The organism is Kiloniella laminariae DSM 19542, assembly GCF_000374005.1.
GTDB lineage: Bacteria > Pseudomonadota > Alphaproteobacteria > Kiloniellales > Kiloniellaceae > Kiloniella > Kiloniella laminariae.
The window spans coordinates 96,995-118,448 of record NZ_KB893169.1 but is presented as its reverse complement, the minus strand read 5'-3'; the positions used below and the strand labels follow the sequence as shown (position 1 = coordinate 118,448).

The 21,454-nt window shown below is 50.3% G+C and carries 27 protein-coding genes; 23 read left to right on the top strand and 4 right to left on the bottom strand.

All coding sequences use genetic code 11. From position 1 onward, the window contains the following. The first annotated feature begins 3 nt into the window (after positions 1–3). From B152_RS24480 to B152_RS0119525, 3 genes are all read left to right on the top strand, one after another. On the top strand, positions 4–570 hold the full coding sequence (locus B152_RS24480; RefSeq protein WP_157231186.1) for an HD domain-containing protein: 567 nt from the start codon (positions 4–6) through the stop codon (positions 568–570). Further along, positions 560–964: a hypothetical protein gene (locus tag B152_RS0119535; RefSeq protein WP_020594139.1), complete on the top strand. Its 405-nt coding sequence runs from the start codon at positions 560–562 to the stop codon at positions 962–964. Before B152_RS24480 ends, B152_RS0119535 begins: the two co-directional genes overlap by 11 nt. A 254-nt stretch (positions 965–1,218) precedes the next feature. Beyond that, positions 1,219–1,626 (top strand): hypothetical protein, encoded by a 408-nt coding sequence (locus B152_RS0119525; protein ID WP_020594137.1) that lies wholly within the window; start codon positions 1,219–1,221, stop codon positions 1,624–1,626. Positions 1,627–1,688: 62 nt separating this feature from the next. On the opposite strand, the gene B152_RS0119520 is transcribed toward B152_RS0119525, so the two are convergent. From B152_RS0119520 to B152_RS24475, 4 genes are all read right to left on the bottom strand, one after another. Further along, positions 1,689–2,081, bottom strand: coding sequence for a type II toxin-antitoxin system HicB family antitoxin (locus B152_RS0119520; protein WP_020594136.1), 393 nt, complete (start codon positions 2,079–2,081; stop codon positions 1,689–1,691). Positions 2,082–2,147: 66 nt separating this feature from the next. Continuing rightward, the gene (locus B152_RS0119515) at positions 2,148–2,336 is read right to left on the bottom strand and encodes a type II toxin-antitoxin system HicA family toxin (RefSeq protein WP_020594135.1); all 189 of its coding nucleotides are present in this window, start codon (positions 2,334–2,336) and stop codon (positions 2,148–2,150) included. A gap of 104 nt (positions 2,337–2,440) precedes the next feature. Continuing rightward, positions 2,441–2,749: a hypothetical protein gene (locus tag B152_RS0119510; RefSeq protein WP_020594134.1), complete on the bottom strand. Its 309-nt coding sequence runs from the start codon at positions 2,747–2,749 to the stop codon at positions 2,441–2,443. A gap of 40 nt (positions 2,750–2,789) precedes the next feature. After that, positions 2,790–3,695 carry a hypothetical protein gene (locus tag B152_RS24475; protein WP_020594133.1) on the bottom strand — a complete coding sequence of 302 codons (906 nt, stop codon included), beginning with the start codon at positions 3,693–3,695 and terminating at the stop codon, positions 2,790–2,792. 338 nt (positions 3,696–4,033) lie between these two features. Here B152_RS24475 and B152_RS25635 point away from each other — a divergent pair, with 338 nt between their 5' ends. From B152_RS25635 to B152_RS0119395, 20 genes are all read left to right on the top strand, one after another. Next, the gene (locus tag B152_RS25635; protein ID WP_020594132.1) at positions 4,034–4,867 is read left to right on the top strand and encodes a KilA-N domain-containing protein; all 834 of its coding nucleotides are present in this window, start codon (positions 4,034–4,036) and stop codon (positions 4,865–4,867) included. Then, on the top strand, positions 4,857–6,404 hold the full coding sequence (locus tag B152_RS0119495; RefSeq protein ID WP_020594131.1) for a helix-turn-helix domain-containing protein: 1,548 nt from the start codon (positions 4,857–4,859) through the stop codon (positions 6,402–6,404). The genes B152_RS25635 and B152_RS0119495 overlap by 11 nt, the downstream gene beginning before the upstream one ends. Beyond that, positions 6,404–6,940, top strand: coding sequence for a DUF6362 family protein (locus B152_RS0119490; RefSeq protein ID WP_020594130.1), 537 nt, complete (start codon positions 6,404–6,406; stop codon positions 6,938–6,940). Before B152_RS0119495 ends, B152_RS0119490 begins: the two co-directional genes overlap by 1 nt. 536 nt (positions 6,941–7,476) lie before the next feature. Next, positions 7,477–8,094 carry a DUF1441 family protein gene (locus B152_RS0119480; RefSeq protein WP_020594128.1) on the top strand — a complete coding sequence of 206 codons (618 nt, stop codon included), beginning with the start codon at positions 7,477–7,479 and terminating at the stop codon, positions 8,092–8,094. Then, positions 8,039–10,177: a phage terminase large subunit family protein gene (locus tag B152_RS24465; protein WP_083921953.1), complete on the top strand. Its 2,139-nt coding sequence runs from the start codon at positions 8,039–8,041 to the stop codon at positions 10,175–10,177. The genes B152_RS0119480 and B152_RS24465 overlap by 56 nt, the downstream gene beginning before the upstream one ends. Before the next feature lies 1 nt (position 10,178). After that, entirely contained in the window at positions 10,179–10,400 is a 222-nt protein-coding gene (gene gpW, locus B152_RS24460; protein ID WP_020594126.1) for a gpW family head-tail joining protein, read from the top strand. Next, positions 10,397–12,004 (top strand): phage portal protein, encoded by a 1,608-nt coding sequence (locus tag B152_RS0119465; protein ID WP_020594125.1) that lies wholly within the window; start codon positions 10,397–10,399, stop codon positions 12,002–12,004. Before gpW ends, B152_RS0119465 begins: the two co-directional genes overlap by 4 nt. Then, positions 12,001–12,885: a S49 family peptidase gene (locus B152_RS24455; RefSeq protein ID WP_157231185.1), complete on the top strand. Its 885-nt coding sequence runs from the start codon at positions 12,001–12,003 to the stop codon at positions 12,883–12,885. Before B152_RS0119465 ends, B152_RS24455 begins: the two co-directional genes overlap by 4 nt. Before the next feature lie 17 nt (positions 12,886–12,902). Then, a complete protein-coding gene (locus B152_RS25630; RefSeq protein ID WP_020594123.1) occupies positions 12,903–13,457 on the top strand; it encodes a hypothetical protein in 555 nt (184 codons plus the stop codon). 13 nt (positions 13,458–13,470) lie between these two features. Then, positions 13,471–13,821 carry a hypothetical protein gene (locus B152_RS0119450; RefSeq protein WP_020594122.1) on the top strand — a complete coding sequence of 117 codons (351 nt, stop codon included), beginning with the start codon at positions 13,471–13,473 and terminating at the stop codon, positions 13,819–13,821. A gap of 45 nt (positions 13,822–13,866) precedes the next feature. After that, the gene (locus B152_RS0119445; protein WP_020594121.1) at positions 13,867–14,913 is read left to right on the top strand and encodes a major capsid protein; all 1,047 of its coding nucleotides are present in this window, start codon (positions 13,867–13,869) and stop codon (positions 14,911–14,913) included. Between the two features lie 84 nt (positions 14,914–14,997). Next, entirely contained in the window at positions 14,998–15,393 is a 396-nt protein-coding gene (locus B152_RS0119440; protein ID WP_020594120.1) for a hypothetical protein, read from the top strand. Next, positions 15,380–15,709, top strand: coding sequence for a head-tail joining protein (locus B152_RS0119435; protein WP_020594119.1), 330 nt, complete (start codon positions 15,380–15,382; stop codon positions 15,707–15,709). Before B152_RS0119440 ends, B152_RS0119435 begins: the two co-directional genes overlap by 14 nt. A 2-nt stretch (positions 15,710–15,711) precedes the next feature. Further along, a complete protein-coding gene (locus B152_RS0119430; RefSeq protein WP_020594118.1) occupies positions 15,712–16,332 on the top strand; it encodes a hypothetical protein in 621 nt (206 codons plus the stop codon). Between the two features lies 1 nt (position 16,333). Then, positions 16,334–16,573, top strand: a complete 240-nt coding sequence (locus B152_RS0119425) for a hypothetical protein (protein WP_020594117.1) — start codon at positions 16,334–16,336, stop codon at positions 16,571–16,573. A gap of 3 nt (positions 16,574–16,576) precedes the next feature. Beyond that, entirely contained in the window at positions 16,577–18,127 is a 1,551-nt protein-coding gene (locus B152_RS0119420) for a phage tail sheath subtilisin-like domain-containing protein (RefSeq protein ID WP_020594116.1), read from the top strand. Positions 18,128–18,142: 15 nt separating this feature from the next. Continuing rightward, a complete protein-coding gene (locus B152_RS0119415; RefSeq protein WP_020594115.1) occupies positions 18,143–18,496 on the top strand; it encodes a phage tail tube protein in 354 nt (117 codons plus the stop codon). A 2-nt stretch (positions 18,497–18,498) separates the two neighbouring features. Beyond that, positions 18,499–18,795: a hypothetical protein gene (locus B152_RS0119410; protein WP_020594114.1), complete on the top strand. Its 297-nt coding sequence runs from the start codon at positions 18,499–18,501 to the stop codon at positions 18,793–18,795. Positions 18,796–18,929: 134 nt separating this feature from the next. Continuing rightward, positions 18,930–20,693 carry a phage tail tape measure protein gene (locus B152_RS0119400; protein WP_157231183.1) on the top strand — a complete coding sequence of 588 codons (1,764 nt, stop codon included), beginning with the start codon at positions 18,930–18,932 and terminating at the stop codon, positions 20,691–20,693. Further along, positions 20,694–21,446, top strand: a complete 753-nt coding sequence (locus B152_RS0119395) for a hypothetical protein (RefSeq protein ID WP_020594111.1) — start codon at positions 20,694–20,696, stop codon at positions 21,444–21,446. Positions 21,447–21,454 lie beyond the last annotated feature (8 nt).

Here is a 21,454-nt window from a genome sequence, read left to right as displayed (position 1 = left end):
AATATGCCATTAGTTCGTATGGTTTCCGGGCGTTTCCTGTCATTGAGCCGGTTGAAGCCTGAAGATCTCGAGATTGTCGAGATTGCTCATCATCTGTCACTGATTAATCGTTGGGGTGGGGCTGTCGCGGGGGAATATTCTGTTCTTCGGCATTCTTTAGAGGCGAGTTTACGAGTTGCTCAGGGGTTTGAGCTGGAGGCATTGCTTCATGATGCCACGGAAGGTTTGATGGGCTGCGATCTGATAGCGCCCATCAAGCGCGAATGCCCGGAATTTGAAAAAATAGAGGGCCGGGTCTGTCGGGTTATCGCCGAGCGGTGGGGTGTGCCTTTTCAAATGTCACCAGAAGTTCGGGAGGTGGATCTGAGGCTTAGGGCGACCGAAGAGCGTGATCTGATGCACGGGCCCGTTACCTATAAAAACCCCTATAGGGCCAAGATCGCGTATCTAAGCCGTGACCAGACGTTGCAGCTGTTTCTGAACAGATTTGAGCAACTGACCGGAGAGCCCGTAAATTATTGGCGCGATCTCAATCGTTTAATCAGGGAGGCGCGGAGCGATGCAGCCTGAAAAAGTTGTTTCTCAAAAAGTGCAAAATTCTGTGGTCAAGGTTTGTTTAAGTCTGGCGTCATTGTCGGTCACTTTGAACGAAAGCGCAGCTGAAGCTTTGCGAATTCGTTCAGGGGATGCTGTGCGGGTTTGTTACTCGCAGCCCGATAAGACGTTACAGCTTTTCATTGATCCTTGTGGTCCTTTTTTTGTTTCTGATGTCGGTCCAAAGGGCGGTAAGCGCATTTTGCTGCGGGTTCCTAAATTCATGCGCAAGGGAACATTCAGGGCGTCGCCGGTTAATCATAGTATCCAGCCGGATTATCAGGATCAGGGGCGGCGGTCGCTTAGAATTGTGTTGCCTTCAGGTTTGGTTGATCTGATCGAGAAGCGGGAGGCTGTAAGTGTTTCGTGAACGAAAAAAGTTGGCTCAAAGTCACCGTGATATTTTTGAAACGATTTGTCTCCTTGGCGAGGGTGCTCGCAATGAAGAGATTGAAATAAAATCTGGCTGGTCGAAACGGGTGGTGCAGCGGTCAATTGCAGAGCTCTGCGAGATGGGCGCGCTCGAATATCGGGGGATAAACCAGCTGCGGCGCTTAATCCCCTGTCCTGATCTGGATCAGGCCGTTCAAAACTTCATAAAATCATAGGTGAACCGGAGGGGTTATGTCTTTTTCTGAATATCTGCCAGAAGGCAGTCAGTTTTCAACCTGCTCAGAGGACGGTGTGGCGCTTTACTCCCAGATCACATCTTCGGGCAAGGCGCTTTATGTCTTTTCGTTTGGGCGGCAGCTTGTGGATGAACTTGGTCTGGAGGAGGGGTCAAAGCTTCGCCTTTCCTGGGGCGAGGGTGAGGACAAGGGTTATTTGAGGGTGATCCCTGATCAGAAAAAAGGCTGGCAACTGAAGGCGCAGGCCAAGAGCCGCTTTTACCGTATCCACGTCAATAACTATCCACGTGAACTAAAAAACAAGAAGCTCAGCCAGCTCCGGCTTGAACATACAATAGACGAAAAAGGCGAGCTTTTGCTTGTCTTGCCCAAAGGTCACTTTGGCCGGGGGGCGCTTCAGTGATGACCAGTCAAGAAAACACCGCCCGCGCCGGTTGGCGGGGCGGTGTTGTCGGTCGTGAAGCGCTAGGCGGATCGAGCGAGCTTTTCCCGAGCGGCTTCAGCAAGAAAGGCGCTTCTGTTTTTGCTCGCGTTATCGATCCTCGAAATAAGTCCTTCGTCAAGCATCACGTTTACCCGTTTCGGGCGACCAGGCATTGTCACCTCAATCATAGAGATGAACAGGATGTCTTTAAGGTCCTCTTTTGCGATATCTTCTATTGCGCTGGGGGTGGGAATTTCATCGCCGTCCTCAGCCATAAAAGCAATGTGGCCGGCAAGGGCTTTATGTGCCATGTCGAGGGCTTCTTTTGCTGTACTGCCCGCTGTCACGCAGCCGGGAAAATCGGGAAAAGTAACCCCGAAATCGCTATTTTTTTGTTTATCGATCAGGGCTGGATAGAGTTCATTTTCAGCCATTTTTATTTTTTCCTTTATGTGACGCCATCTGAACAGTTACCGGGGGCGGCTTACTCAGCCTCCGAATTAACGGAGGCTGAGGCCAGTGACTCTTTCGAGGTTTTTGATAACGCCTATCGAAAGGTCTTTAATCGGGTGGGTGACTGTTATTTTCCCTTTAATGGTCGGATGTTTAAAGTGGAAATGGTCCCCGGCAGTTTTGACATGGTACCAACCTTCTTTTTTGAGAAGCTTGATAACCTGTCTACTGTTCATGTTGTGTCTCCGTTTGCGTTGTTGATAAAGACAATATTACACACCATTACACACTTGTCAATAATAAAAGTGTGTAATGGTGTGTGGGGTATTTATTTACAAGCTCAGGAATTGAGGAGTAAATCAGGGGATATAATTTCCAGCTTTTCGTTTAGCCAACCTGCTTCTTGCCCTTGCATGGCAATCGTGTGGATCAGGTATTTGGCGATGACTGGGTTAAGAAAAAGGTTAGTTGTATTTCCGTCTCGGTTGATTGTGCTTATGACTATTCCTGTAGTTGCGGCTGAGGCTCTGAAGGTCTTCGGCTGTGAAAAGTCGGGTAGGGTAATTTCTTCGATAGGCGGGGGGGTGTTTTCAAATAGATCACGCTCCCATTGTTCAATGTCTTTATCTGTGAATATTTTTTTTGTCATGGCGGTTCCGGGTTGTGGGAGTGTGTTTTCTCAGTTCCGATTATTTTTCGCGGATGTTAATGGTCACAAACTGCTGGTCTTTGAAAATGCACTGATAGGTAAACTCAAGCTCGGTGTTGAAAGAGTTTTTTGCCGAAGCGCTTCCTTGAATAATGTGCGATCCGTCTTCGATTATTTCAGAGGCGTGGTACAGATCCACAAGCGGAAAATCTACGGTCGAGGGGTGGTTGGCGTTAGCCTTGAACTGCTTTCGGCACTCAATATGTTCCGTAATAAATGTATCTGTCTGCTCCAGCTTGATCTTAGCGGCTTCCTGTTCCTGCAGGATGGCTTCAGATTCTTCGTTGGTCAAGGCGACGGTGATGAATGTTCCTTGATCAAGGTCGTGATCAAACCCGGAATTGGAATCAACCACGGCCCGGAAAAGGATTTTTTGATCCTTGAAGCGCTCAAGAGGTTCGGAGGCGTCAAGGTCGTTGATCAGGTCCAGATCAAAGGCTTTGCTGTCGTGTTCGGGGCCTACTCTGACTTCCAGTTTATCCACGTCCGCGACTTCGTTGATAAAGCCGTACCAGGTCACAGCCTTGCCTTTGCACTGTTGTTTATAAGCTCCATCCGGGGCGCTCTGGCAAATCCTTGCGTAGTCTTCCGGGCTCAGTTCGGACAGGCTCAGCCATTCCGTGATCAGGGCTTGCTGTTGTTCTTCCGGGCTCAAGTTTTCAGTGGCTGTCTGTGGGGTAAGGCTGGGCATGCTGTTGTCGGTCGGAGCGAGAACAGCGCCAATCAAGAAGGTAACGAAGCTGATCCCGAAAAAGGTGAAAAAGGCTTTTTTCCGGGTCGGGTTCTCTTCTTTGGGCAGGGCCCGTTTGGGGGAAAAAATGCCGACAATGGCAATAAAAAAAGAAAAGGCGGAAAGAAGCAGGAGAATGATGCTGAGGATTTGCATACTGATGCCTGTGTAAATGTTGAAAATTCTCCCGATGGTCGCAATTCAGTTTATGGTTGTCCAGATCATTCTTTTACTCGCTTGACCGATAAGTCGAGGGGCGATACTGTTGTTTTAGAGGCGTCGAAACCTCTCAGAGAGCGGATAATCACCCCGAAAGCGTGGTTTTTTTGTGCCCGGAATCCGGGATCTCCCTATGGTGGGAGGGCGGTGAATAAAATACCCGAAAGGGGAATAAACCCGCCTGTCTCTTTGCAGGTTTCGAACCTCCCGCCGCCAGAGGAGCGTCGAAAGTCCTTTGGTCGCGGTTGTTTAACTGCCGCAAAGAGGGCTGCGTGATGACTGGACTTATACAGCATACAATATCCAACTCCGTAATAAATCAGCGTATTGAAGATGGTTATATCAGTGCAACTTTGATGTGCTGTGCGGCGGGTAAGTTATTTTCTGACTATCGGCGTTTATCGTCCACAAGAGAGTATTTGAGCGCATTAAAATCCGATATGGGGAATCCCACAACGGGGCTCATCCAGTCAAGGCGCGGTGGTGTACCGAGTGAGCAAGGTACATGGGTTCATCCCAAAGTGGCAATCCACCTGGCGCAATGGCTTTCCCCTAAATTTGCGGTACAGGTAACGAGCTGGGTTTATGACTGGATGTCAGGTGCTCGGGTGATGTCTGCTCCAGAGCCTGTAAAAGAGATCCCCCAATCCGGTCGAATGGATGACTTAACGGCGTTGTTGCGTATGTCGCTTGTGATTGGAGAGGTGATTGACAGTCCGCCTGAAGGTGTGGCTGGGGCGCTTAAACTTGTGTCCTGTCTCCGGAAAGATCCTGAGTTAACAAGAAGGCTGGATATTCACCCTCGCGGAAAGGGTCAAGATCAAGGTCTGCCTTCTATGGCGTTGCTTTGGGCGATGGATCAGCCTGTTCCGTCAGGTGAAAGGGCTGTTCTGACAGCCTTGGCCCGGCGGGCAGATCGACGGGGAAACTGTTCTATGACGCAAGAGCAGATTGCGAACCTGTCCGGGGTGACGGATAGGTCGGTTCGGCGATTGTTAAGGTCACTTGAGGGGCGTGGGCTGGTGTCAATGTCCCGGAATTCTGGGGTGTACCAGTATGCGCTTTCCTGTTGTGTAGAAGCGGTTATAGGGGGTGTTCATGGCGATTGAAGCAATGTCCTGGGCGTGGGATTTGCCCATACCTCAAGGTCCTAAATTGATACTGCTGGCGCTTGCAGATTATTCAAATGCCTATGGTGTTGCCTTTCCGGGGCAGGACAGTCTTGCGCGTCGGGCGTCCATGTCTGACAGGTCTGTTCGCTCGCATGTTGAGGCGTTGGTCAAGTCGGATCTGGTAACCGTCTATGAGCGCCGTCGTCGCGGGGGTTCAAGGACCTCAAACGGGTATATTCTGGCGTGGGGCGCAGATCGGCGGGCGATGCCAGAATTTGATCTGGATGCCTGTTTTGGATCGTCGTTTGTTGTCCGGGATCAGGCAGAGGATCGGGAAAACGATCAGGTATCCGGGCGGGAGGAGAGCCGGGAAACAGGTGAAAACACTACCGGAAAAATTTTCCAGAAGTCAGAAAATCCAGATCCACTACCGGAAAGATTTTCCAAAGCTACCGGAAAAGTTTTCCGGGCCTTTAATGAAGACTCTAACCGCCAGAGTAACCACCAGATTGATGACGCGAGCGCAAATCGCCGGGTCAGAGATAGCGAACGGCGTTCGCAGTTTGATAGTCCTGAGGAGGTTCTGGAGAGGTGTAACGGTTTTGACGGATTTGATTTTGATGGTGATGGCGCTGTTCAGGAAGTGATGAGCTGGATTGAGCAGGGGTGTGATCCTGAAAAAGATATCTATCCGGTTGTACCTGATGTGGCGGCAAGGGCGGGGGAGAAAATCAATTCAATCCTGTATTTTACCAAAGCAATCCTGAAAGCGAGGTCTTCAAGGGTTGAGTTGGTTGAAAAGCCGCAAAGGGCTGCCAGTGGAGGGCGCGTGAAGCCTGATCCTGTGATCCTGATTGAAAAATTGAGTTTATCTGATCGTGTTGAGTTGGAAGATGTCAGGCGATTGATGGGCAAGGGTGGAACAGGTCCGCTTGGTCGGATGTGTGTTCATTGGTTTGCGCCTGTCGGGGCAAAAGATCATGACGGGTTGCATCGTGAATCAGGGCTTTTGCTTGAGGATTATATTCGAGACCTCAGCCAATTCCCGACTGATGTTGTCGATGAGGCTTTTGATCGGGTGCGGATGGGTCACAAAACCAAACAGTGGCCTGAAAGTAGGGTTATTCGTGGGGCTTGTGTTGGTGTTGAATACAAGCGTAAGCCGCAAGGTGAGGATCTTGCGCCGGGGAAGATCGTCGCTACACCAGAGGCGCGGCAGAAGGCTTATCTCGAGAATGTTTTCCGTAAATCCGAGTTTTTTAAACAGGGGATTGATGAAGGCTGGATGCACTACGGGGTTTACAAGTTCGTTTCTGAGCTCGTGCTTGCCCAGTCGCGGTATCTTTCAATTGCGGCCAAGAAAAGTCAGAAGATCGGTGATGTGACCTCAAGAGATCCGGCAAGCCGTGCGCGTTATTGCCTGGATATGCTGGAGGAGGCGGGACGGATATCTTTTGAAGTCCCGCAAGAGGTTATAGATCAGGCGATGCATTCGTTAACGGTTATGGCAAAAAGAAACGGGGGATTGTGGTAATGCAGTGGGAGGAACTGAAGCCTTTGGAAAAGCCTCAGGCTAGGCCGTTTTATGTTCGAGGGCGAATTGAAGATCGGGCGGAAGTGCTTGATGGTGTCTGGTCTCCTGATCTGGTTGAGCGGGTTCTGGCGTCGGCGATTGCCGCTCTGATGTCTCAGGGATTGAGCAGCCGGGATGTGCCTTCTGGGGCAAAATCATCCATGCCTCAGGTGGTGCGGTCGATAACAGATCTGATCGATGCTGTGGATGATGAGCCGTACCGTCAACGTCCTTCTGCGCGTCAACTCAAACAGGCTGAAGAAGCTTTTCCCTGGATGATGATGATTGCTCCTGAAAAAAATCGTCGGATTCTCTTCATGAGAATGCTTGGATTCTCGTGGAAAAAAATAAAAGGGGTAGACGGGCGCTCACGCCAGCATTTATCAGGGGTTGTGTATGCTAATGCTCTTCATACGATCTCGGTTAGGCTGGACCGAGAAGAAAAAATATTTCCGGCGGGGTTTACAGATCTGACAAAATTCGATAGCTATTTATGACATTGGTACAGAGTTGCGCCCGGAAGGATTTCCTTTCCGGGCGTTTTCTATTTCAAAGGTGTGTCGCATAGGAATTGCGGCTTTCTCTTTTGATGGAGGAGATCATGTTCCTGCCGGGTTAAACTCCGGCTACCAGTTAGCTCGCTTAGGCGGGCTTTTTTTGTGTCTCGTTGTCAGGCGGGATACGTCGCCCCGTCGCCCCGTTGTCAGGTTCGGGGTGGACTATGGGCAACTCCCTTGTTGTCTCCCTGTTGGTTGACTTGGCGGGATGGTCTTTTGATCATCCCGTTTCTTTTAAGTTGGAAGATTTGTTAGGCGCAGAGGGCCGTTGAGGTATAGCGAGCTTATTGCTTTCGGTCTCCAAACGTCGGGTTGATCTCTTGTTGGCGCATTGGTGTAGATCCGATGACCCAATCAATGGGTCCCTCTGCGCCTAACAAATCTTCTCACGGGTAACGCGCACCGAGGTAAGTGGCAGATATTCTATGTTTTTTGGGACTTTACTTTTTCATTGTTGTTTATCTTAGGTGAAGGATATGGCTGAGGAGGCCGTTGTTGAAACTGCGAAATTAACGCTCAATAAAGAACAAATTTCGCGTGCGTTTAATGTTTCAAAGCCAACGGTCGATAACTGGATTGAAAACGGCATGCCGTTTGTTTCGAAAGGGACGAACGGAAAGTCTTATGAATTTGATCTGGATGCCTGCATTGCCTGGAAGAAAGGGCAGGATCAGAAAGAATCTCGGGAGGCTGCTGAGCGTGATCGAATGATCGGGCAGACCAGGCTCGATCTTATGGGTTCTTCGTTTCAAGATCTGGATCTGTCAATTGATCCAAAGCAATACAAAGAGCTGCTTAATCTGGCTCGTGAGAGGAGATTAATTGAAGAACAGATGGGGCGGTTGGTTCGGGTCTCAGATGTTGAAAGCGCTTTAATGGATGTGCTTCGGGCAGTTTCCGAGCAGCTTCAGGCTCTACCAGACTTTCTTGAGAAGCGCTGTTTTCTCGCTGCTGATCATGTAGCGAGGGTCCAGGATCAAATTGATATCTATCAGGCTTCAATGGTTGAGGCTTTAAACAATTTGGAGTTCTTAAAAGATGGATCCGGAGATTTTACGAAATCCGAGGTCAATCCTGAAGAAGCCAATTCCTGATTTTTGTTCTGTTTCAACGGTTCTGAAAAGGTGTTTTGTATCCCTCGAGCCACCAGTTCGAATAATGGTTTCAGAGGCGGCGGCAAAGTTTCGAAAACTTAACAACAGAGGCGGGGGTGTCGTCGGGGATTGGAGCAATGACATTACCCCTTACATGGTTGAACCCGCTAACATGCTTAATAGTCGGGCCTTTCCTGGCGTTGTTTTTATGGGGCCGGCACAAACAGGAAAAACCGACGCTTTAATTCTTAACGGAATTAATTATCGAGTTACATCCGATCCCGGAAATATGCTTGTTATCCAAACAAGTCAGGCGGTTGCTCGAGAGTTTGTGAAAGAGAAAGTTGACGGGATGCACAACGCCAGCCGGGCTCTTAAAGATAGACTGATGGCTGGATCCTCAAACGATAATGCTCAAGAGAAGCGATACAGCAACGGTATGAGTGTCATCTTCGGATGGCCTTCACAAACAATGTTGTCAGGTAAGTCAGTTCCCTGGGTGTTGATGACGGATTATGATCGGTTTCCTAGAAATATTGACGGCCAGGGTGAAGCCTTTGGAATGGGCGTAAAGCGTACTCAGACGTTTGGATCTCGCGGGGTATGCTTGGCCGAAAGTTCTCCTGGAGAATTGATTATTGATGGACGTTGGAGAGAGACACCCGGAAGTCACGAGGTCGCTCCTGCGCCGGGGATCGCCTCTTTGTATAACAGCGGTGATCGACGTCGATGGTGGTGGCCTTGCCCGAATTGTGGTGAGTATTTTGAAGGTTCTTTCAGTGATCTGAAATGGGCTCCTGAAGGTGGTGTGCTGGATCGTGCCGATACTGTGGTTATGGTCTGCCCTTGTTGTGCATTCAGGATTTCCCAAACAGAAAAATATGAGATGAACCTGAGGGGTAAATGGGTTCCTGAAGGCTGTCATGTAACAAAAGAAGGTGAATTAAAGGGGCAGGCCAGGCGGTCAAATATCGCCAGCTTTCATCTTCAAGGAACTGCGGCGGGTTTCCAGTCGTGGCGCGATCTGGTTGTTAAGTGGTTGACGGCTGTTGAAGATTACCGGCGCACTGGCGAAGAAGAGTCAATGAAAACGACGATCAATGTTGATCAGGGTCGTTCATATTTGCCGATTGCTCTTCGAGAAGAAAACGCGATAACTGCTGAAGATCTTAAAGAAAGAGCAGAGGATTATCCTTTGGGGGTTGTCCCAAAAGGTGTCAGGTACCTTACGGCTTTCGCGGATGTTCAGAAATCAATGTTTGTTGTCCAGGTTGTCGGTTGGGGAGCTGAGCGAGAGCGTTGGGTGATAGATCGTTTCAACCTCACTAAATCCGAAAGGGTTGATGAGGATGGTGATCCTTTGCCCCTTGATCCGGCTGGTTATATTGAGGACTGGAGCGTTCTGGTGAACGGAATGATTCTCAAGAGTTATCCTTTATCCGATGGATCGGACCGGAGGATGACAGTACGAATCTCAGGGACGGATAGTTCTGGGGAAGCGGGGGTTACCGAAAACGCTTATCGATTTTGGAGGAAGATGAAGCGGGCGCGATTGGGCAGGCGTTTTGTTCTTTTAAAAGGGGACAAGGCGACCACTGCGGCACGCTTCAGATTGACCTATCCGGACAGCAACCGAAAAGACCGGCGAGCGAACGCAAACGGAGAAATCCCGGTTTATCTTCTTGGTACCAATATTCTTAAAGATGGTTTGTGGGGTGATCTTTGCCGGATGGATCCGGGGCCTGGTTACATTCATCATTCTAAGGATCTTTCGGATAGTTTCTTTGCAGAAGCCTTGGGGGAGAGAAGAGGAGCTAAGGGTTGGGAGCCTGTGCCGGGGGTTCGCAACGAGACATTTGATCTCCACGTCTATAATCGGGTTGGTTCCGCTTTGTTGAAAGATGAAACGATTAAATGGGATGCTCCGCCAGATTGGGCAAAGAGCTGGGACGAAAACAGCTATGTGTCTTCTCCGCCGGCGAGCGAAGTTTTGGAAAGAGTTGAAGTGGGGCCAAGTGTGAAAACGCTTGGCCCTTCGTCTTCTAGTAAGAAGACGACCTTGGAAAAGCTGATGGAGTTATAAGATGGCACTGGACAAACAAGCTCTTGAGGCTGAATTGAGGGCTTTGGAATTTGCGAGAACCAAAATTTTAACGGGTGCTTCTCGTGCCAGTGTTTCCTTTAACGGTAATTCTGTCAGTTTTCAGGCCGCAAATATGGCCGATATTCAACAAAGAATTACAGAAATTAAAATTGCCTTGGGCTCTTTCAAAAAAGGCCCAACTTCACCGAGGTTCAGCCTATGAGATCATCTCGAATACTGGATCTCAATGGGCAACCGATGAAGCCGATGGCTCATATTGTTGGGCGGAACGAGAGTTATCGCGGCGCGTCTGCGGTAACCCGTGAGTTAAGCGATTACAACCCTGTAAATCTTTCCCCTGATGCTACTATTTTGTATAGCCGGGATAGTCTTGTTGCCCGTACTCGGGATCTTGCCCGAAACAATGGTTTCGTACGGGGGGCTTTTCAGGCGGGTGAGGACAATGTTGTTGGGCCTCGCGCGCCTCGGCTTGTTGCTACTCCTGATCATAGGGTGTTGGGGATCACTTCGGAAGATGCTGATCGGATTGCTCGGGAAGTAGAAGGCTTTTGGCGTGGTTATACAGAAGATCCTGATTTTTATGTGGACGCTTCTCTTCGTCAGAATTTTCATGGTCTCTGTCAGACAGTCTATTGGATGGGATCTCAGACGGGTGAGATCCTGTGCCTTCCAAGGTGGCTCCCTGGGCGGGGTGGCGATTTCTCAACGGCTTTTGAATTAATCGAGCCAGATGTTCTATCCAATCCTAATGGTCGGGTGGATGATGAATTTCTTCGCGGGGGTGTGGAGCTGGGGCAATATAAAGAGCCTCTGGCATATCATTTTCAGAAATCTCATCCTGGGGATTTATATAATTTATCTTCGCCATTGCAAGAATGGGTGCGGGTTCCGAGGGCAACTGAATGGGGGCGTAAAAGGGTTATCCACTCCTTTAAGGTTATTCGTCCAGGGATGACCAGAGGTGAGCCTGGGACGGCCTCTATAATTGAGGCCGTAAAGATGCTTGATACATATGAGAGGGCCGAGGCTCAATCGAATGTTATTAATGCTATTTTTGCAGCCGTAATCGAGAGCCCTTATGATCGGGATCTGTTGGATGATAACGATGATCCGATTGCTCTTCTTGATCAGGCTGCTCAACGCCAAGCCTGGCACAAGAAGAAAGAGTTTACTCTGGATGGTGTCAAGATCCCTCAGCTCCTGCCTGGTGAGAAGTTTAATCTTCTTTCAAATTCCAGAAATAACCAGAGTTTTGCTGTTTTCGAAGCGGCGGTTCTTAGGAGAATTTCGGCAGGATTGGGGCGCTCATTTGAACAGGTTTCTCGAGACTACTCAAAAACAAATTATTCTTCTGCTCGAGCAAGCCTACTTGAAGCCTGGAAGTTCTCGCGTGGAGAGCTGACATTCTATTCAACTTACTTCTATCAGCAGTGTTATGCGCTTTGGTTGGAAGAGGTTTTTGATAGGGGGATGCTGAGTATTCCAGCAGGAGCTCCGACGTTTTACGAGGCTAAATCGGCCTGGTGTTCTGCCCGGTTTAATGGGCCGGGTCGCGGGTGGATCGATCCGGTTAAGGAGGCTCAGGCAGCAGGGATCCGGATTGCGTCTGGTTTGTCTACTCTGGAGGCTGAGTGTTCAGAGCAGGGTCGCGACTGGGAAGAGGTGCTTGAGCAGCTGAAGAGAGAACAGGCCCGTTTAAAGGAACTTGGTCTCCCTCCTCTTAATCTTGAGGGGATGCTCGAAGTAGGGATGGCTATCGTGCCAAGATCAGATCTTGATCAAGAAGATAAGGAGGCGGAAGAGTGAGAAGTTATCATCACATTGCTAGCCGTCTTTACTGTTGTCCGCTGCTAATGGAGCCGAGCCGTGCTCAGGTCGTGCTTGGCGCGTTAACCTCACATTTTGGAGATATTTCCCTTGAATACCAAGGGGCAAAGATTTCTTCGGAGGCTCTTAAAATGAAAGCCTCAGGTTTTACTGAGGTTGGCGAACGTCGTTCGTTTGAAATTTTGAATGGAGGTATTGCTTACATCCCGATTACGGGGACGCTTGTTCATAAATCCGGTTATCTGGATCCTGTTTCCGGGATGACCGGGTATGATGGGATAGAGGTCAAGCTTCGGGATGCAATGGCGGATCCTTCAGTTCGTGGGATATTGATTGATATTGATAGCGGTGGCGGAGAGGTTTCTGGTTGCTTTGATCTTTGCGATTATATCCAGCAAATTCGTCAAGAAAAACCAATCTGGGCGGTAGCAAATGAGCAGGCTTGTTCAGCGGCTTATGCAATCGGGGCGTCTGCGGGGTATCTGTGGACTTCTCGGACTGGAATTGTCGGCTCAATCGGGGTGTTGATGATCCATACAGATGTTAGTAAAGCGCTTTCATCGAAGGGGTTTCAAGTAACGATGATCCATGCGGGATCTCATAAAGTTGATGGGAATCCCTATGAACCGTTACCGGATGAGGTGAGGGCAGATGTTCAGGTGGAGCTTGAGGCTACCAGGAAAATATTTATTGATACCGTGGCTGCTGGTCGCGGGTTGTCGCCAGAAGTGATTTTGGCGACTGAGGCCAAAACTTTCCGAGGTGATAAGGCTTTGGGGGGTGGGTTGATAGATGGGGTCGCGTCCTTTTCGGAGGTACTTCGAGACTTCGTTTTCTCTCTTGAGGAAGAGAGTTCTTAAATTTTCTGGAGAATGAAATGAAAAAGAAATTGAACCCTCTTGGCAGAGGGGCGGTTTCGGCTGGGCGGGAGGAACTTTCTGCTTCGTCGCTTGCTGCGAGTATTTTGGCTGAAGATATCGACAGTGATGATGCTGAGGAAGAGGACGACGACGACGACGACGAAGAAGAGGAGGGAGAAGGTGGGACTTCCTCGGAGGCGTCTGATGAGGATCAATCTGAAACCTCTGCTGATGAAGATGGGGTGGATGAAGAAGAAGTGGATGATGATGAGGGGGCTGAGGCTGAGGGTAAAAAGTCAGCAGCTGCCGAGCGATCTCGTATCGTCGCGATTATGGATTGCCCTGCCGCTAAAGGGCGAGGTGCTTTGGCGCGTCATCTGGCTTTGAAAACGGATGTGTCTGCTGAGGTCGCTACTGGAATTTTGTCTAGTTCACCGGCAGTGCAAAAAAAAGGGCGGTCTCTTGCGGATGTGATGTCCTCAGAAGACCAGCCGTCAATTGGGTCGGGTGGTAATGATTCTGCGGGCGGGAAGACCGTTGCAGAGCTTGCCGCTTCCATTGTGAATCTATAAGGGGGCTGGAAACGTGAATCCAAAATTTAAAGAAGCTGGTCGGTATGATCCGGAAGAAATTTTCTCCGGGGATTTTCCTGTTGTGAGTGAAAAGGTTCAGGCGAACGTCACGGTCGTTTTGAAGCGTGGGGCATTTTTGGTGAGTGTCGGTGGCGCGGATTATGTTCGAGTTACTCAAGCTGCTGTCACTGGCGGTGCTGTTCCGGATGCTGTGCTTGCTCATGATGTGAGTGATCTTGGTGTGCAGGAGGTTCTGGTTTATCGGACGGGCCAGTATGCACAAGAAGGGCTCGATCTGGGGGATTTAACTGTGACGCCAGATCTGAAAGCGGAGCTTCGGCGCTTCTCTATTTATCTGGGATAGTTTTCCCTGATTTATCTTTTCAAATTTCTATAAAGAGAGAGTTCAATGGATATCTATGATATCGGTGTGCTGGCGGCAGTGGTCGCCAATCTTGATCAGCCTTCGTCTTTCTTGTTGGACACCTTCGCACCGCTAGAGCAGGTGGAGGAAACCGATGAGATTCATTTTGATGTGGACGAAAGCAAGCCTGAGCTTGCCCCGTTTGTCAGTCCGCTGGTGGCCGGAAAGGTTCAGCGCGGCCAAGGGTTTTCAACCAAGGTCTTTACTCCTGCTTATGTGAAGGATCTTCGTCGGCACGATGCAAAAAGGGTCGTGAAACGAATGATTGGGGAAAAGATCGGAGGGACTCTGTCAAATGCTGACAGGGCCAAGATGAACTTGAAGTCTGATCTGGTTGATCAATTGGCAAGGCTTGGGCGTCGCGAAGAGGTGATGATGGCATCTGTTCTTGTCAGTGGATCCGTGACTGTTGTTGGTGAGGATATGCCGACAAGGGTTGTTGATTTCGGGCGTGATCCAAGTTTAACCAGGCAGCTTGTGGGTGCGCTGCGTTGGGGTGAAGCTGGTGTTTCTCCTATGGATGATATCGAAGATTTCGCAGGAGACATTTCTGAGATCAGCGGGGTGACGCCGAATGTAGTGGTGATGGATGCGAATGCATGGAAATTATTCCGTAAAGACCCGGATGTAATTGAGATGATCAAGGCTGATGCATCTCGTGGAGGGGAAATGCTTCGTGTCGGGCCTGAAGCGCGGGGGCAGGGATCAAAAAAATTTGTTCATAAGGGGAAAATTGGAACTTTCGATATCTGGGTTGGGAATGACATTTACGTTAATCCAGAAACTAAACTGATTGAGCGGCTTATTCCTGAGTATGGTGTGATTGTTGCGGCTGATGGCGGAGTGGATGGACTGATGGGAACCCGTTGTTACGGGATGGTGCATGATGAGGAGGCGCAATATTCGGCAATGCGCTATTTTACAAAGTCTTGGTTGGAGAAGAACCCTTCAGCTCGGATGCTTTTGCTTCAATCGGCTCCACTCGTTGTGCCGTATCGTCCTAACGGGTCGGGTTTTATCCGGGTTCGGTAAGCTGAATCAATAATAAGTTTGTATAAATATTTTTAAGAAATCGAGCGGCTTTTGCCGCTCGTTTCTTTTTGTGGAGATCGTTTTATGGCGACAAAAAAAACTTATATCGCAAAAGTTTTCCTGAAAATGGGAACGGTAAAAAAGCCGATTGAGGTTAAGCCTGGTGAAGAGCTTGATCTGACTGACAGTGAGGCAGAGGGCCTGTTGGCAAATGGTGCCGTTGAACTTTCAACTGGTCCTCGTGTTGTGGCCGTTGTTGCTCCGGCAGTTATCAAGCCGTCAGGGCAAGCTCTGATGGATGCCATTTCAAAAGCTGTGCTGGATCTTGATCAAGATGAAGATTTTACGGCGGATGGAAAACCTTCTGTGAATGCCTTGTCCGGCCTGCTTGGTTACGCTGTAACGGCTAAAGAGCGTGATGCCTGGGATGCCGCTAGTTCTGCCCATGGTTCCGATGGGGGCGATAATGTCCCTGATTGACATCGCTAAAGAGGTTAACTCTGCGGTGCTTGACGTCTTTGGCGAAGACCCTGTTTCCAGCTCTATTATTCTTGATCGGGTGGGTGGACCTCTTGAGATCAGGGGGGTTTTTGAGGCCCAGCGTGAAGTTCTTGATCTGGGTTCTGACGGTGCTGAGGTAGCTGGGTACTCCCCCGCATTGTTTGTTGATCTTGATCAGTTGGTGGTGGTGCCGGAACGGGGTGATGTGTTGACCATACGCGGTGATCGTTACCGTGTGCGGGATCGTAATCCCGATGGACAGGGTGGCTGCTGGCTTCTACTTCACAAGGCTTGAAAATGACAAAGTTGGTCTCGCGCGGTGAAATACTTGTGGATCTTGAGCGTCGGTTACGTTTGTCCAGGGTTGCTGATGACCGGATCTATCGGTCAAGGGCACATAATCCAACAGAAGAAGATCTGAGATTGGGTGTTGTTTCGGTCTATGCCCCTGGGGAGCGGTCGAAACGGGTTACTCCCAAGGGCGGTCAATTTCAAATGGATGTTTCCCTGGTGATCGAGATTGCCTTTTCGTCATCCTGTGAAAAGTGGGATCTGCTTGCAGGAATGCTTGTGGATAGGGTTCTCGACGCTCTTTACGGAGATCCCGTCTGGTTGGGCTTGTGGCAGGCTGTGCCAGAATGGGAGGTAAAGCAATTCAGGGATGAGCGGGGATCTGTTCCGTCGGTTGGTGAGATGCTGACCATTACGGTCGAACCTAGGGCTCAGCAACAATTTGATATCAGGAATGCTGATCTGCCTATCAAATCTGTTCATCTGGGTGTTGATCTTGTTGATCATTTTGATCGAGTTGGTGATCCGGATAGCGCCTCTGAAAAATATCCGGGGGGCGGGCCGTTTACGACGGGGCCGGAAGGTCGAAATGAGGCCGAAATAATTATTCAATCTGAGGAGGATTGACGTGAAAGTTAAACTCAATCCGGCAAAGGTCGCAAGCGGAGACGCCAAGCGGCCTTTTGTCGTTAGTAACCCCAGGACGGGCAAGCCATTTCCGGGAGGGGAATTTACACTGTCGAACGAGGATCTGGCGGATCCGCGTGTATTGGCGCTTCTGCCTTCTGTTCGTGCGGGCGGATCGGCTGGCGGTCGTTTCGGCGATCTTGTTCCGGTTGTCTCAAAAAAAGATGAGAAGAAAGGGTAAGTTGTGGATACACAGATCATGACTTCGGGGGCCTTTAATCTGGTCCCTTCCAATCTGCGGGTGCCGGGCGTTTATGCTGAGGTTGATCCGTCTCTTGCCGGGCTTTCAAGCTCTGTCGAGCCAGTGTTGATCATGGGGCAAAAGCTGGCGTCCGGAACGCAACCGGCGGGCGAAGTGGTTTTTATTCCCGGTGATCACGGGGATGCTGCTTCTGAATTGTTTGGGGCCGGGAGCCAGCTTCACGAAATGATTGTTGAATTTCGGCGCGGAAACAAAACCTCAACTCTTTATGCTGTTGCCGCTGATGATGCTGGTGGCTCTGCCAAAGCGTCCTTAACCCGGACCTTTTCCGGGACCGCAACCAAAGCAGGGGTCTTTGTTTTTTATCTCGGCGGCGGTTCTGCTGAAAGGCTTGCCTCTGTAGGCGTTGCTGTTGGGGATACTGCGGTGGCGGTTGCGACCGCAGCGGCTGCGGCGATCAATGCAAAAGCAAACATTCCCGTAAGTGCGGCAGCGGCGGCGGGGGTCTTGACGATCACCTATGATCATGGGGGGCTGACAGGGAATGATTATCGGGTTGAGATCAATCGGCGTGGGGTGTTTGAAGGTGAGCGTTTGCCTGAGGGTATAGCGATTGCCGAGGTAGATGACGGTTATATGTCCGGTGGCCTAATCGATCCTGATGTTACGCCTTTGATCGCCGGGATTGGTGATGAGGTTTTTGATTATATCTGCTTCCCTTGGACCGGTGATGCGACTCTTGATGCTATGCGGGATGAGGGCGCGCGCCGGTGGCATCCTATTACGGCCTTGTGGAGCCTATTTTTCTCGGCCCGGCGGGGGTCGCCGAATGAACTGTTGAGTTTTTCCGCTCAGCGCAATAACCCCTATCTATCGGTGATGGAGACTTTCGGTGCGTCTGCGCCAGCCTACGTGCGGGCGGCTCGTTATGTGGCGGTTGCTTCGCGGGCATTGGAGAACCATCCGGCGAGACCGCTACAAGATCTCGAGCTGGTCGGAGAAGAAGCTCCGGCTAAGGCTTTGCGGATGGGATTTTCTGATCGTAATACCCTGCTGTATAGCGGGATTGCGACCAGTAAAGCCAGCCCTCAAGGGACGGTTCTTGTGGAGCGCGGGGTAACTACGTATCAGAAAAACACTTACGGTCAGCCAGACAGTGCTTTTCTTGATATTAATACGCCTGCCCAGATCCGGCGTATCAACCGCCAACTCGGGTTTCTTGTTTATCAGAAGTTTATCTCCCGGCGGGTGATCCTGGTGGATGACGGGACGCCGATTGCAGAAGGAATTCCTTCAACCTCTCCCCGAAAAATCAAAGCGACGCTTGTTGCTCACTATGATGAGCTGATGCTTCAGGGCCTGGTTGAAAACAAGGATGCTTTTGAACGACTTCTGATCGTTTCACGTGATCCTCAGGATCCTCAGCGGATTAATATCCGTTACGCGCCGGATCTTACCAACGGTCTTATGGTTGGTGCTATTCAGGTCGGCTTCTCATTGCAGTGGGACGAAAGTTCACTGCTCGCAGCATAAAGAAAGGATGCGAATATGCCAGTTGTGGCGGGTGTTGAGAGCATCGAGATTGATGGTGTTTCGTTCGATGTCGGCGATAGCGCAAGCTATTCTGATCAGGCTGTCGAGTATGAGAGCTTGCTGGGGCAACGGGGGAAAGTGGGGGATACCACCAAGGGGGCGGCACCCTTTATTGAGGCGGTTGTATATCTCGGGGAAGGGGTGCCGGTGTCTTCCGTGAGAAAGCGTAATGTCACGGTCTTGTTGTCCTGTGCTGATCGCGTTGTGACCCTCTCAAACGGTACTTTTATTGGTCAGGCTTCACCTGATCCGACGAAAAATTCTTTGACGGCCCGTTTTGAGGGCATTTCTCTTAAAGAGGTGTTCTGATTATGGGAAATACGACAATCAAGTTGCCAGTGGCCGTTTCAATACAGCAGCGGTCTGGTGGTGTTGAGGAGACGATTGAAGTGGACGTTATTGAGCTGAGGCCGCTCAAGCTAAAGCATCTGCATTCAGTATCTGCCGAACGTCCTGTTCTGGGGGAGGTTCTGAATATCGTCAAAAAGCTGGTGGTTAACATCCCTGCAAAAGCGGTTGATGAAATGCCTGGGCGTAACTGCAAAGTTTTATTTGAGTGGTTCTCGTCCGAAATGGGGGAGTCCCAAGAGGCTGGCGAGGACTTGTAGTCTGGATCAGTCTGAGAATGCGGTGGCTCCCGGATAAGGTCCGGGAGCTAACGATTGTTGATTTCAAGGATATTGTTGAAGGTATTGAGGCCCTGGATAAAAACTAGGGCCTCTTGCCGTTTTTGGAGGTGGTCGTGGCAAGCAAAAAATACAGTGTATTTATGGCCTTCAAGGTTCTTGGGGATGCGACAAACCCAATCCGAAAAGTCGGAAAATCTTTGAGCTCTGTCAGGGGGCAGATTTCAAACATTGGTCGAACGCTCGGTTTCCACAAGGTTGCCGGGGGTGTTCGGCGATTGGGTGGGGCGCTTGGAAATCTACGGTCGAAGTTGATGGGGGCTTTCGGGCCTTTGTCTCTGTTGACGGGTGCCGGCTTAGTTGCGGGGCTAGGGAAGGCGGTTACAGGGATGGTTTCTGCCGGGGATGCCGCCGGAAAGTTGTCCCGTCAGCTGGGGGTGTCGGTTGAGGGTTTTCAGCAGCTTAACTACTGGGCAGATCGGGCTTCGATGTCTCAGGAGGAGGTTCAGCAAAACACCAGGCAGCTTAACCTTAGGCTTGCTGATGCGGCTTCGGGTAAAAATAAAAAAGTAGCCGAGCTTTTTGATCAACTGGGGGTCTCTCTGCGGGATATGAACGGCAATGTTCGCAATGCTGTTGATGTGATGCCTGAGTTGGCTGATGCCTTCAAGGGGAATGAAAACGCGGCAATTCGCTCTTCCATGGCGGCTGAGTTGTTTGGCGGTCGCGGGATCAAGATGATCACCCTGTTGGAACAGGGCTCTGATGCACTCCGTGAGCAATCTGAAGAAGCCCGGCGCTATGGTCTTCTGACTGAAGAAAACGCGAAAGCGGCGGAAGAATTTGCGGATGAGCAGGCGCGGCTTGCCTGGGCTTTTAAGGGGGTAAGCAATGCTGTCGGTGCAGAGCTTTTACCTGTTCTCAAACCATTGATGGAGCAGTTGCGAGAGTGGTTGATCTTAAATCGCGAAGTGATTGCGGGTAAAATCGGTGAGGTTGTTAAGGAAATTTCTGATGGCCTCGCCAAGATTGATTTCAGGTTGGTTCTGGAAGGAATCTCGGGCTTTATCACTTCGGTCAAATCCGCTGTTGATTGGGTTGGGGGCTGGAAGGTTGTCCTGATAGGCCTGGCTGCGATTTCAATGGCTCCGCTTGTTGCTTCGGTTATTTCTGTCGGTACGGCTTTGCTCTCGTTGGGCGCGAGCATTATTCCCTTGATGATTAATTCTCTTGTTTTTCTGGGGGGGCTGCTGGTTCCTCTGGGGGCTGCGATTTTGCCTTTCCTGGTTGCCGGGCTCGCGTCTTTAAGTGCTGCATTTAGTGCGGTCGGGGCCATAATTCTAGCAACTCCCATCGGTTGGATCGCTCTGGCTGTCGTGGGTCTAATTGCCGTTTTTGCGAACTGGCGAGAAATTATGGGGTATCTGGTCCAGAAATGGGAAGTTGTCAAATCTGCTTTTGACAAGGGTTTTTTTGTTGGTCTGGCGGCGCTTGTCAGGGAGTTCAATCCTTTTACGCTGCTTTGGGATAGTGCTGTCGGGTTGTTGGACTGGATATCCGGATCTTTTAATCTGGGCAGTTTGATCGAGGATAAGATCAAGGGATTAACCTCGGCTTTTCCGGAGTGGCTTAAAGAAATGATCCCCGGTTTTGGCGCAGTTGTGAATAGCGGTGCCGGATCTGAGGGATCTGTTCGGTCGGTGGTTTCCGAGCAAGCGGCGAATAGCCGTGAGTCAAGGCGTGGCGGCGATCTTGGTAAGGGTGAAATCAAGGTGCGCTTTGAAAATGCACCGGCGGGAATGGCGGTTGAGAAGTCATCGTCTGATCGTCTGGGGCTTGATCTTGATACGGGTGGCAGCTTGGCCGGGTTGGGGTACTAAATGTTTGATTTGAGCCTTCAGGACAACATACCGACGATTATCGATAAATTGACGGATCTGGAAAAGACGCAGCTCCCTTTTGCTCTGTCAGCCGCCCTGAACGATACCGCATTTGAAGCGCGAAAGGCGGTTGTTGATCATGTTGGTGATGTTTTTACCATTCGTGGGGAATGGTCGGGCGGCTTTCGGGTTGAGAAGGCAACAAAAAGCAATCCTGTTGCTGGTCTGGGCTCTCTTCATGACAGTCTGGCGTTGCATAGTGAAGGCGGCACTCTTCGGGCTAAGTCCAGTTCGGGGCGTTTTGTCCCTACGCTTGCAGCGCGTCAGGGTGGTGTCTTCTCCGGGAAGATACAAAAAGGCCTCAAGCCAAGGGCGCTGATGCGAAAGATATCAAGTGCCAGAAAGCCCAAAAAACGAGGTAAAGGGCGGGCGGATCCTAAGCCGTTTTTGCTGAATAACCTTCCTGGGGGTGGTAGCGGTATTTTTATCCGCTCTGGGGCGTCAAGGCTCCCGATTGTTAGGCTGTTTTCGATCAAGGATGAGGTCAAGATAGATCGAAAATTCAATTTTGAGGCGGTTGCGGAGCGTGTCGCTGCTACGAGATTGAGGGAGAACTTTATAAGCCGTCTTGATCGGGCTCTTACAACGGCCAAGGGCGGTGAAATAAAGAGTTCGTACGTCGCTGCTTTAAAGGCTAGCCCATCTGGTACAGGTGGATTTGCCCCTTCTACACTTTCACAGATAACCCGATAGAGGTTTTA

What these genes read in the sequence shown, in the direction of transcription:
- B152_RS24480 (WP_157231186.1), top strand. Translation starts at nt 4, where the DNA reads ATGCCATTAGTTCGTATGGTTTCCGGGCGTTTCCTGTCATTGAGCCGG.
- B152_RS0119535 (WP_020594139.1), top strand. Translation starts at nt 560, where the DNA reads ATGCAGCCTGAAAAAGTTGTTTCTCAAAAAGTGCAAAATTCTGTGGTC.
- B152_RS0119525 (WP_020594137.1), top strand. Translation starts at nt 1,219, where the DNA reads ATGTCTTTTTCTGAATATCTGCCAGAAGGCAGTCAGTTTTCAACCTGC.
- B152_RS0119520 (WP_020594136.1), bottom strand. Translation starts at nt 2,081, where the DNA reads ATGGCTGAAAATGAACTCTATCCAGCCCTGATCGATAAACAAAAAAAT.
- B152_RS0119515 (WP_020594135.1), bottom strand. Translation starts at nt 2,336, where the DNA reads ATGAACAGTAGACAGGTTATCAAGCTTCTCAAAAAAGAAGGTTGGTAC.
- B152_RS0119510 (WP_020594134.1), bottom strand. Translation starts at nt 2,749, where the DNA reads ATGACAAAAAAAATATTCACAGATAAAGACATTGAACAATGGGAGCGT.
- B152_RS24475 (WP_020594133.1), bottom strand. Translation starts at nt 3,695, where the DNA reads ATGCAAATCCTCAGCATCATTCTCCTGCTTCTTTCCGCCTTTTCTTTT.
- B152_RS25635 (WP_020594132.1), top strand. Translation starts at nt 4,034, where the DNA reads ATGACTGGACTTATACAGCATACAATATCCAACTCCGTAATAAATCAG.
- B152_RS0119495 (WP_020594131.1), top strand. Translation starts at nt 4,857, where the DNA reads ATGGCGATTGAAGCAATGTCCTGGGCGTGGGATTTGCCCATACCTCAA.
- B152_RS0119490 (WP_020594130.1), top strand. Translation starts at nt 6,404, where the DNA reads ATGCAGTGGGAGGAACTGAAGCCTTTGGAAAAGCCTCAGGCTAGGCCG.
- B152_RS0119480 (WP_020594128.1), top strand. Translation starts at nt 7,477, where the DNA reads ATGGCTGAGGAGGCCGTTGTTGAAACTGCGAAATTAACGCTCAATAAA.
- B152_RS24465 (WP_083921953.1), top strand. Translation starts at nt 8,039, where the DNA reads ATGGATCCGGAGATTTTACGAAATCCGAGGTCAATCCTGAAGAAGCCA.
- gpW (WP_020594126.1), top strand. Translation starts at nt 10,179, where the DNA reads ATGGCACTGGACAAACAAGCTCTTGAGGCTGAATTGAGGGCTTTGGAA.
- B152_RS0119465 (WP_020594125.1), top strand. Translation starts at nt 10,397, where the DNA reads ATGAGATCATCTCGAATACTGGATCTCAATGGGCAACCGATGAAGCCG.
- B152_RS25630 (WP_020594123.1), top strand. Translation starts at nt 12,903, where the DNA reads ATGAAAAAGAAATTGAACCCTCTTGGCAGAGGGGCGGTTTCGGCTGGG.
- B152_RS0119445 (WP_020594121.1), top strand. Translation starts at nt 13,867, where the DNA reads ATGGATATCTATGATATCGGTGTGCTGGCGGCAGTGGTCGCCAATCTT.
- B152_RS0119440 (WP_020594120.1), top strand. Translation starts at nt 14,998, where the DNA reads ATGGCGACAAAAAAAACTTATATCGCAAAAGTTTTCCTGAAAATGGGA.
- B152_RS0119435 (WP_020594119.1), top strand. Translation starts at nt 15,380, where the DNA reads ATGTCCCTGATTGACATCGCTAAAGAGGTTAACTCTGCGGTGCTTGAC.
- B152_RS0119430 (WP_020594118.1), top strand. Translation starts at nt 15,712, where the DNA reads ATGACAAAGTTGGTCTCGCGCGGTGAAATACTTGTGGATCTTGAGCGT.
- B152_RS0119415 (WP_020594115.1), top strand. Translation starts at nt 18,143, where the DNA reads ATGCCAGTTGTGGCGGGTGTTGAGAGCATCGAGATTGATGGTGTTTCG.
- B152_RS0119410 (WP_020594114.1), top strand. Translation starts at nt 18,499, where the DNA reads ATGGGAAATACGACAATCAAGTTGCCAGTGGCCGTTTCAATACAGCAG.
- B152_RS0119395 (WP_020594111.1), top strand. Translation starts at nt 20,694, where the DNA reads ATGTTTGATTTGAGCCTTCAGGACAACATACCGACGATTATCGATAAA.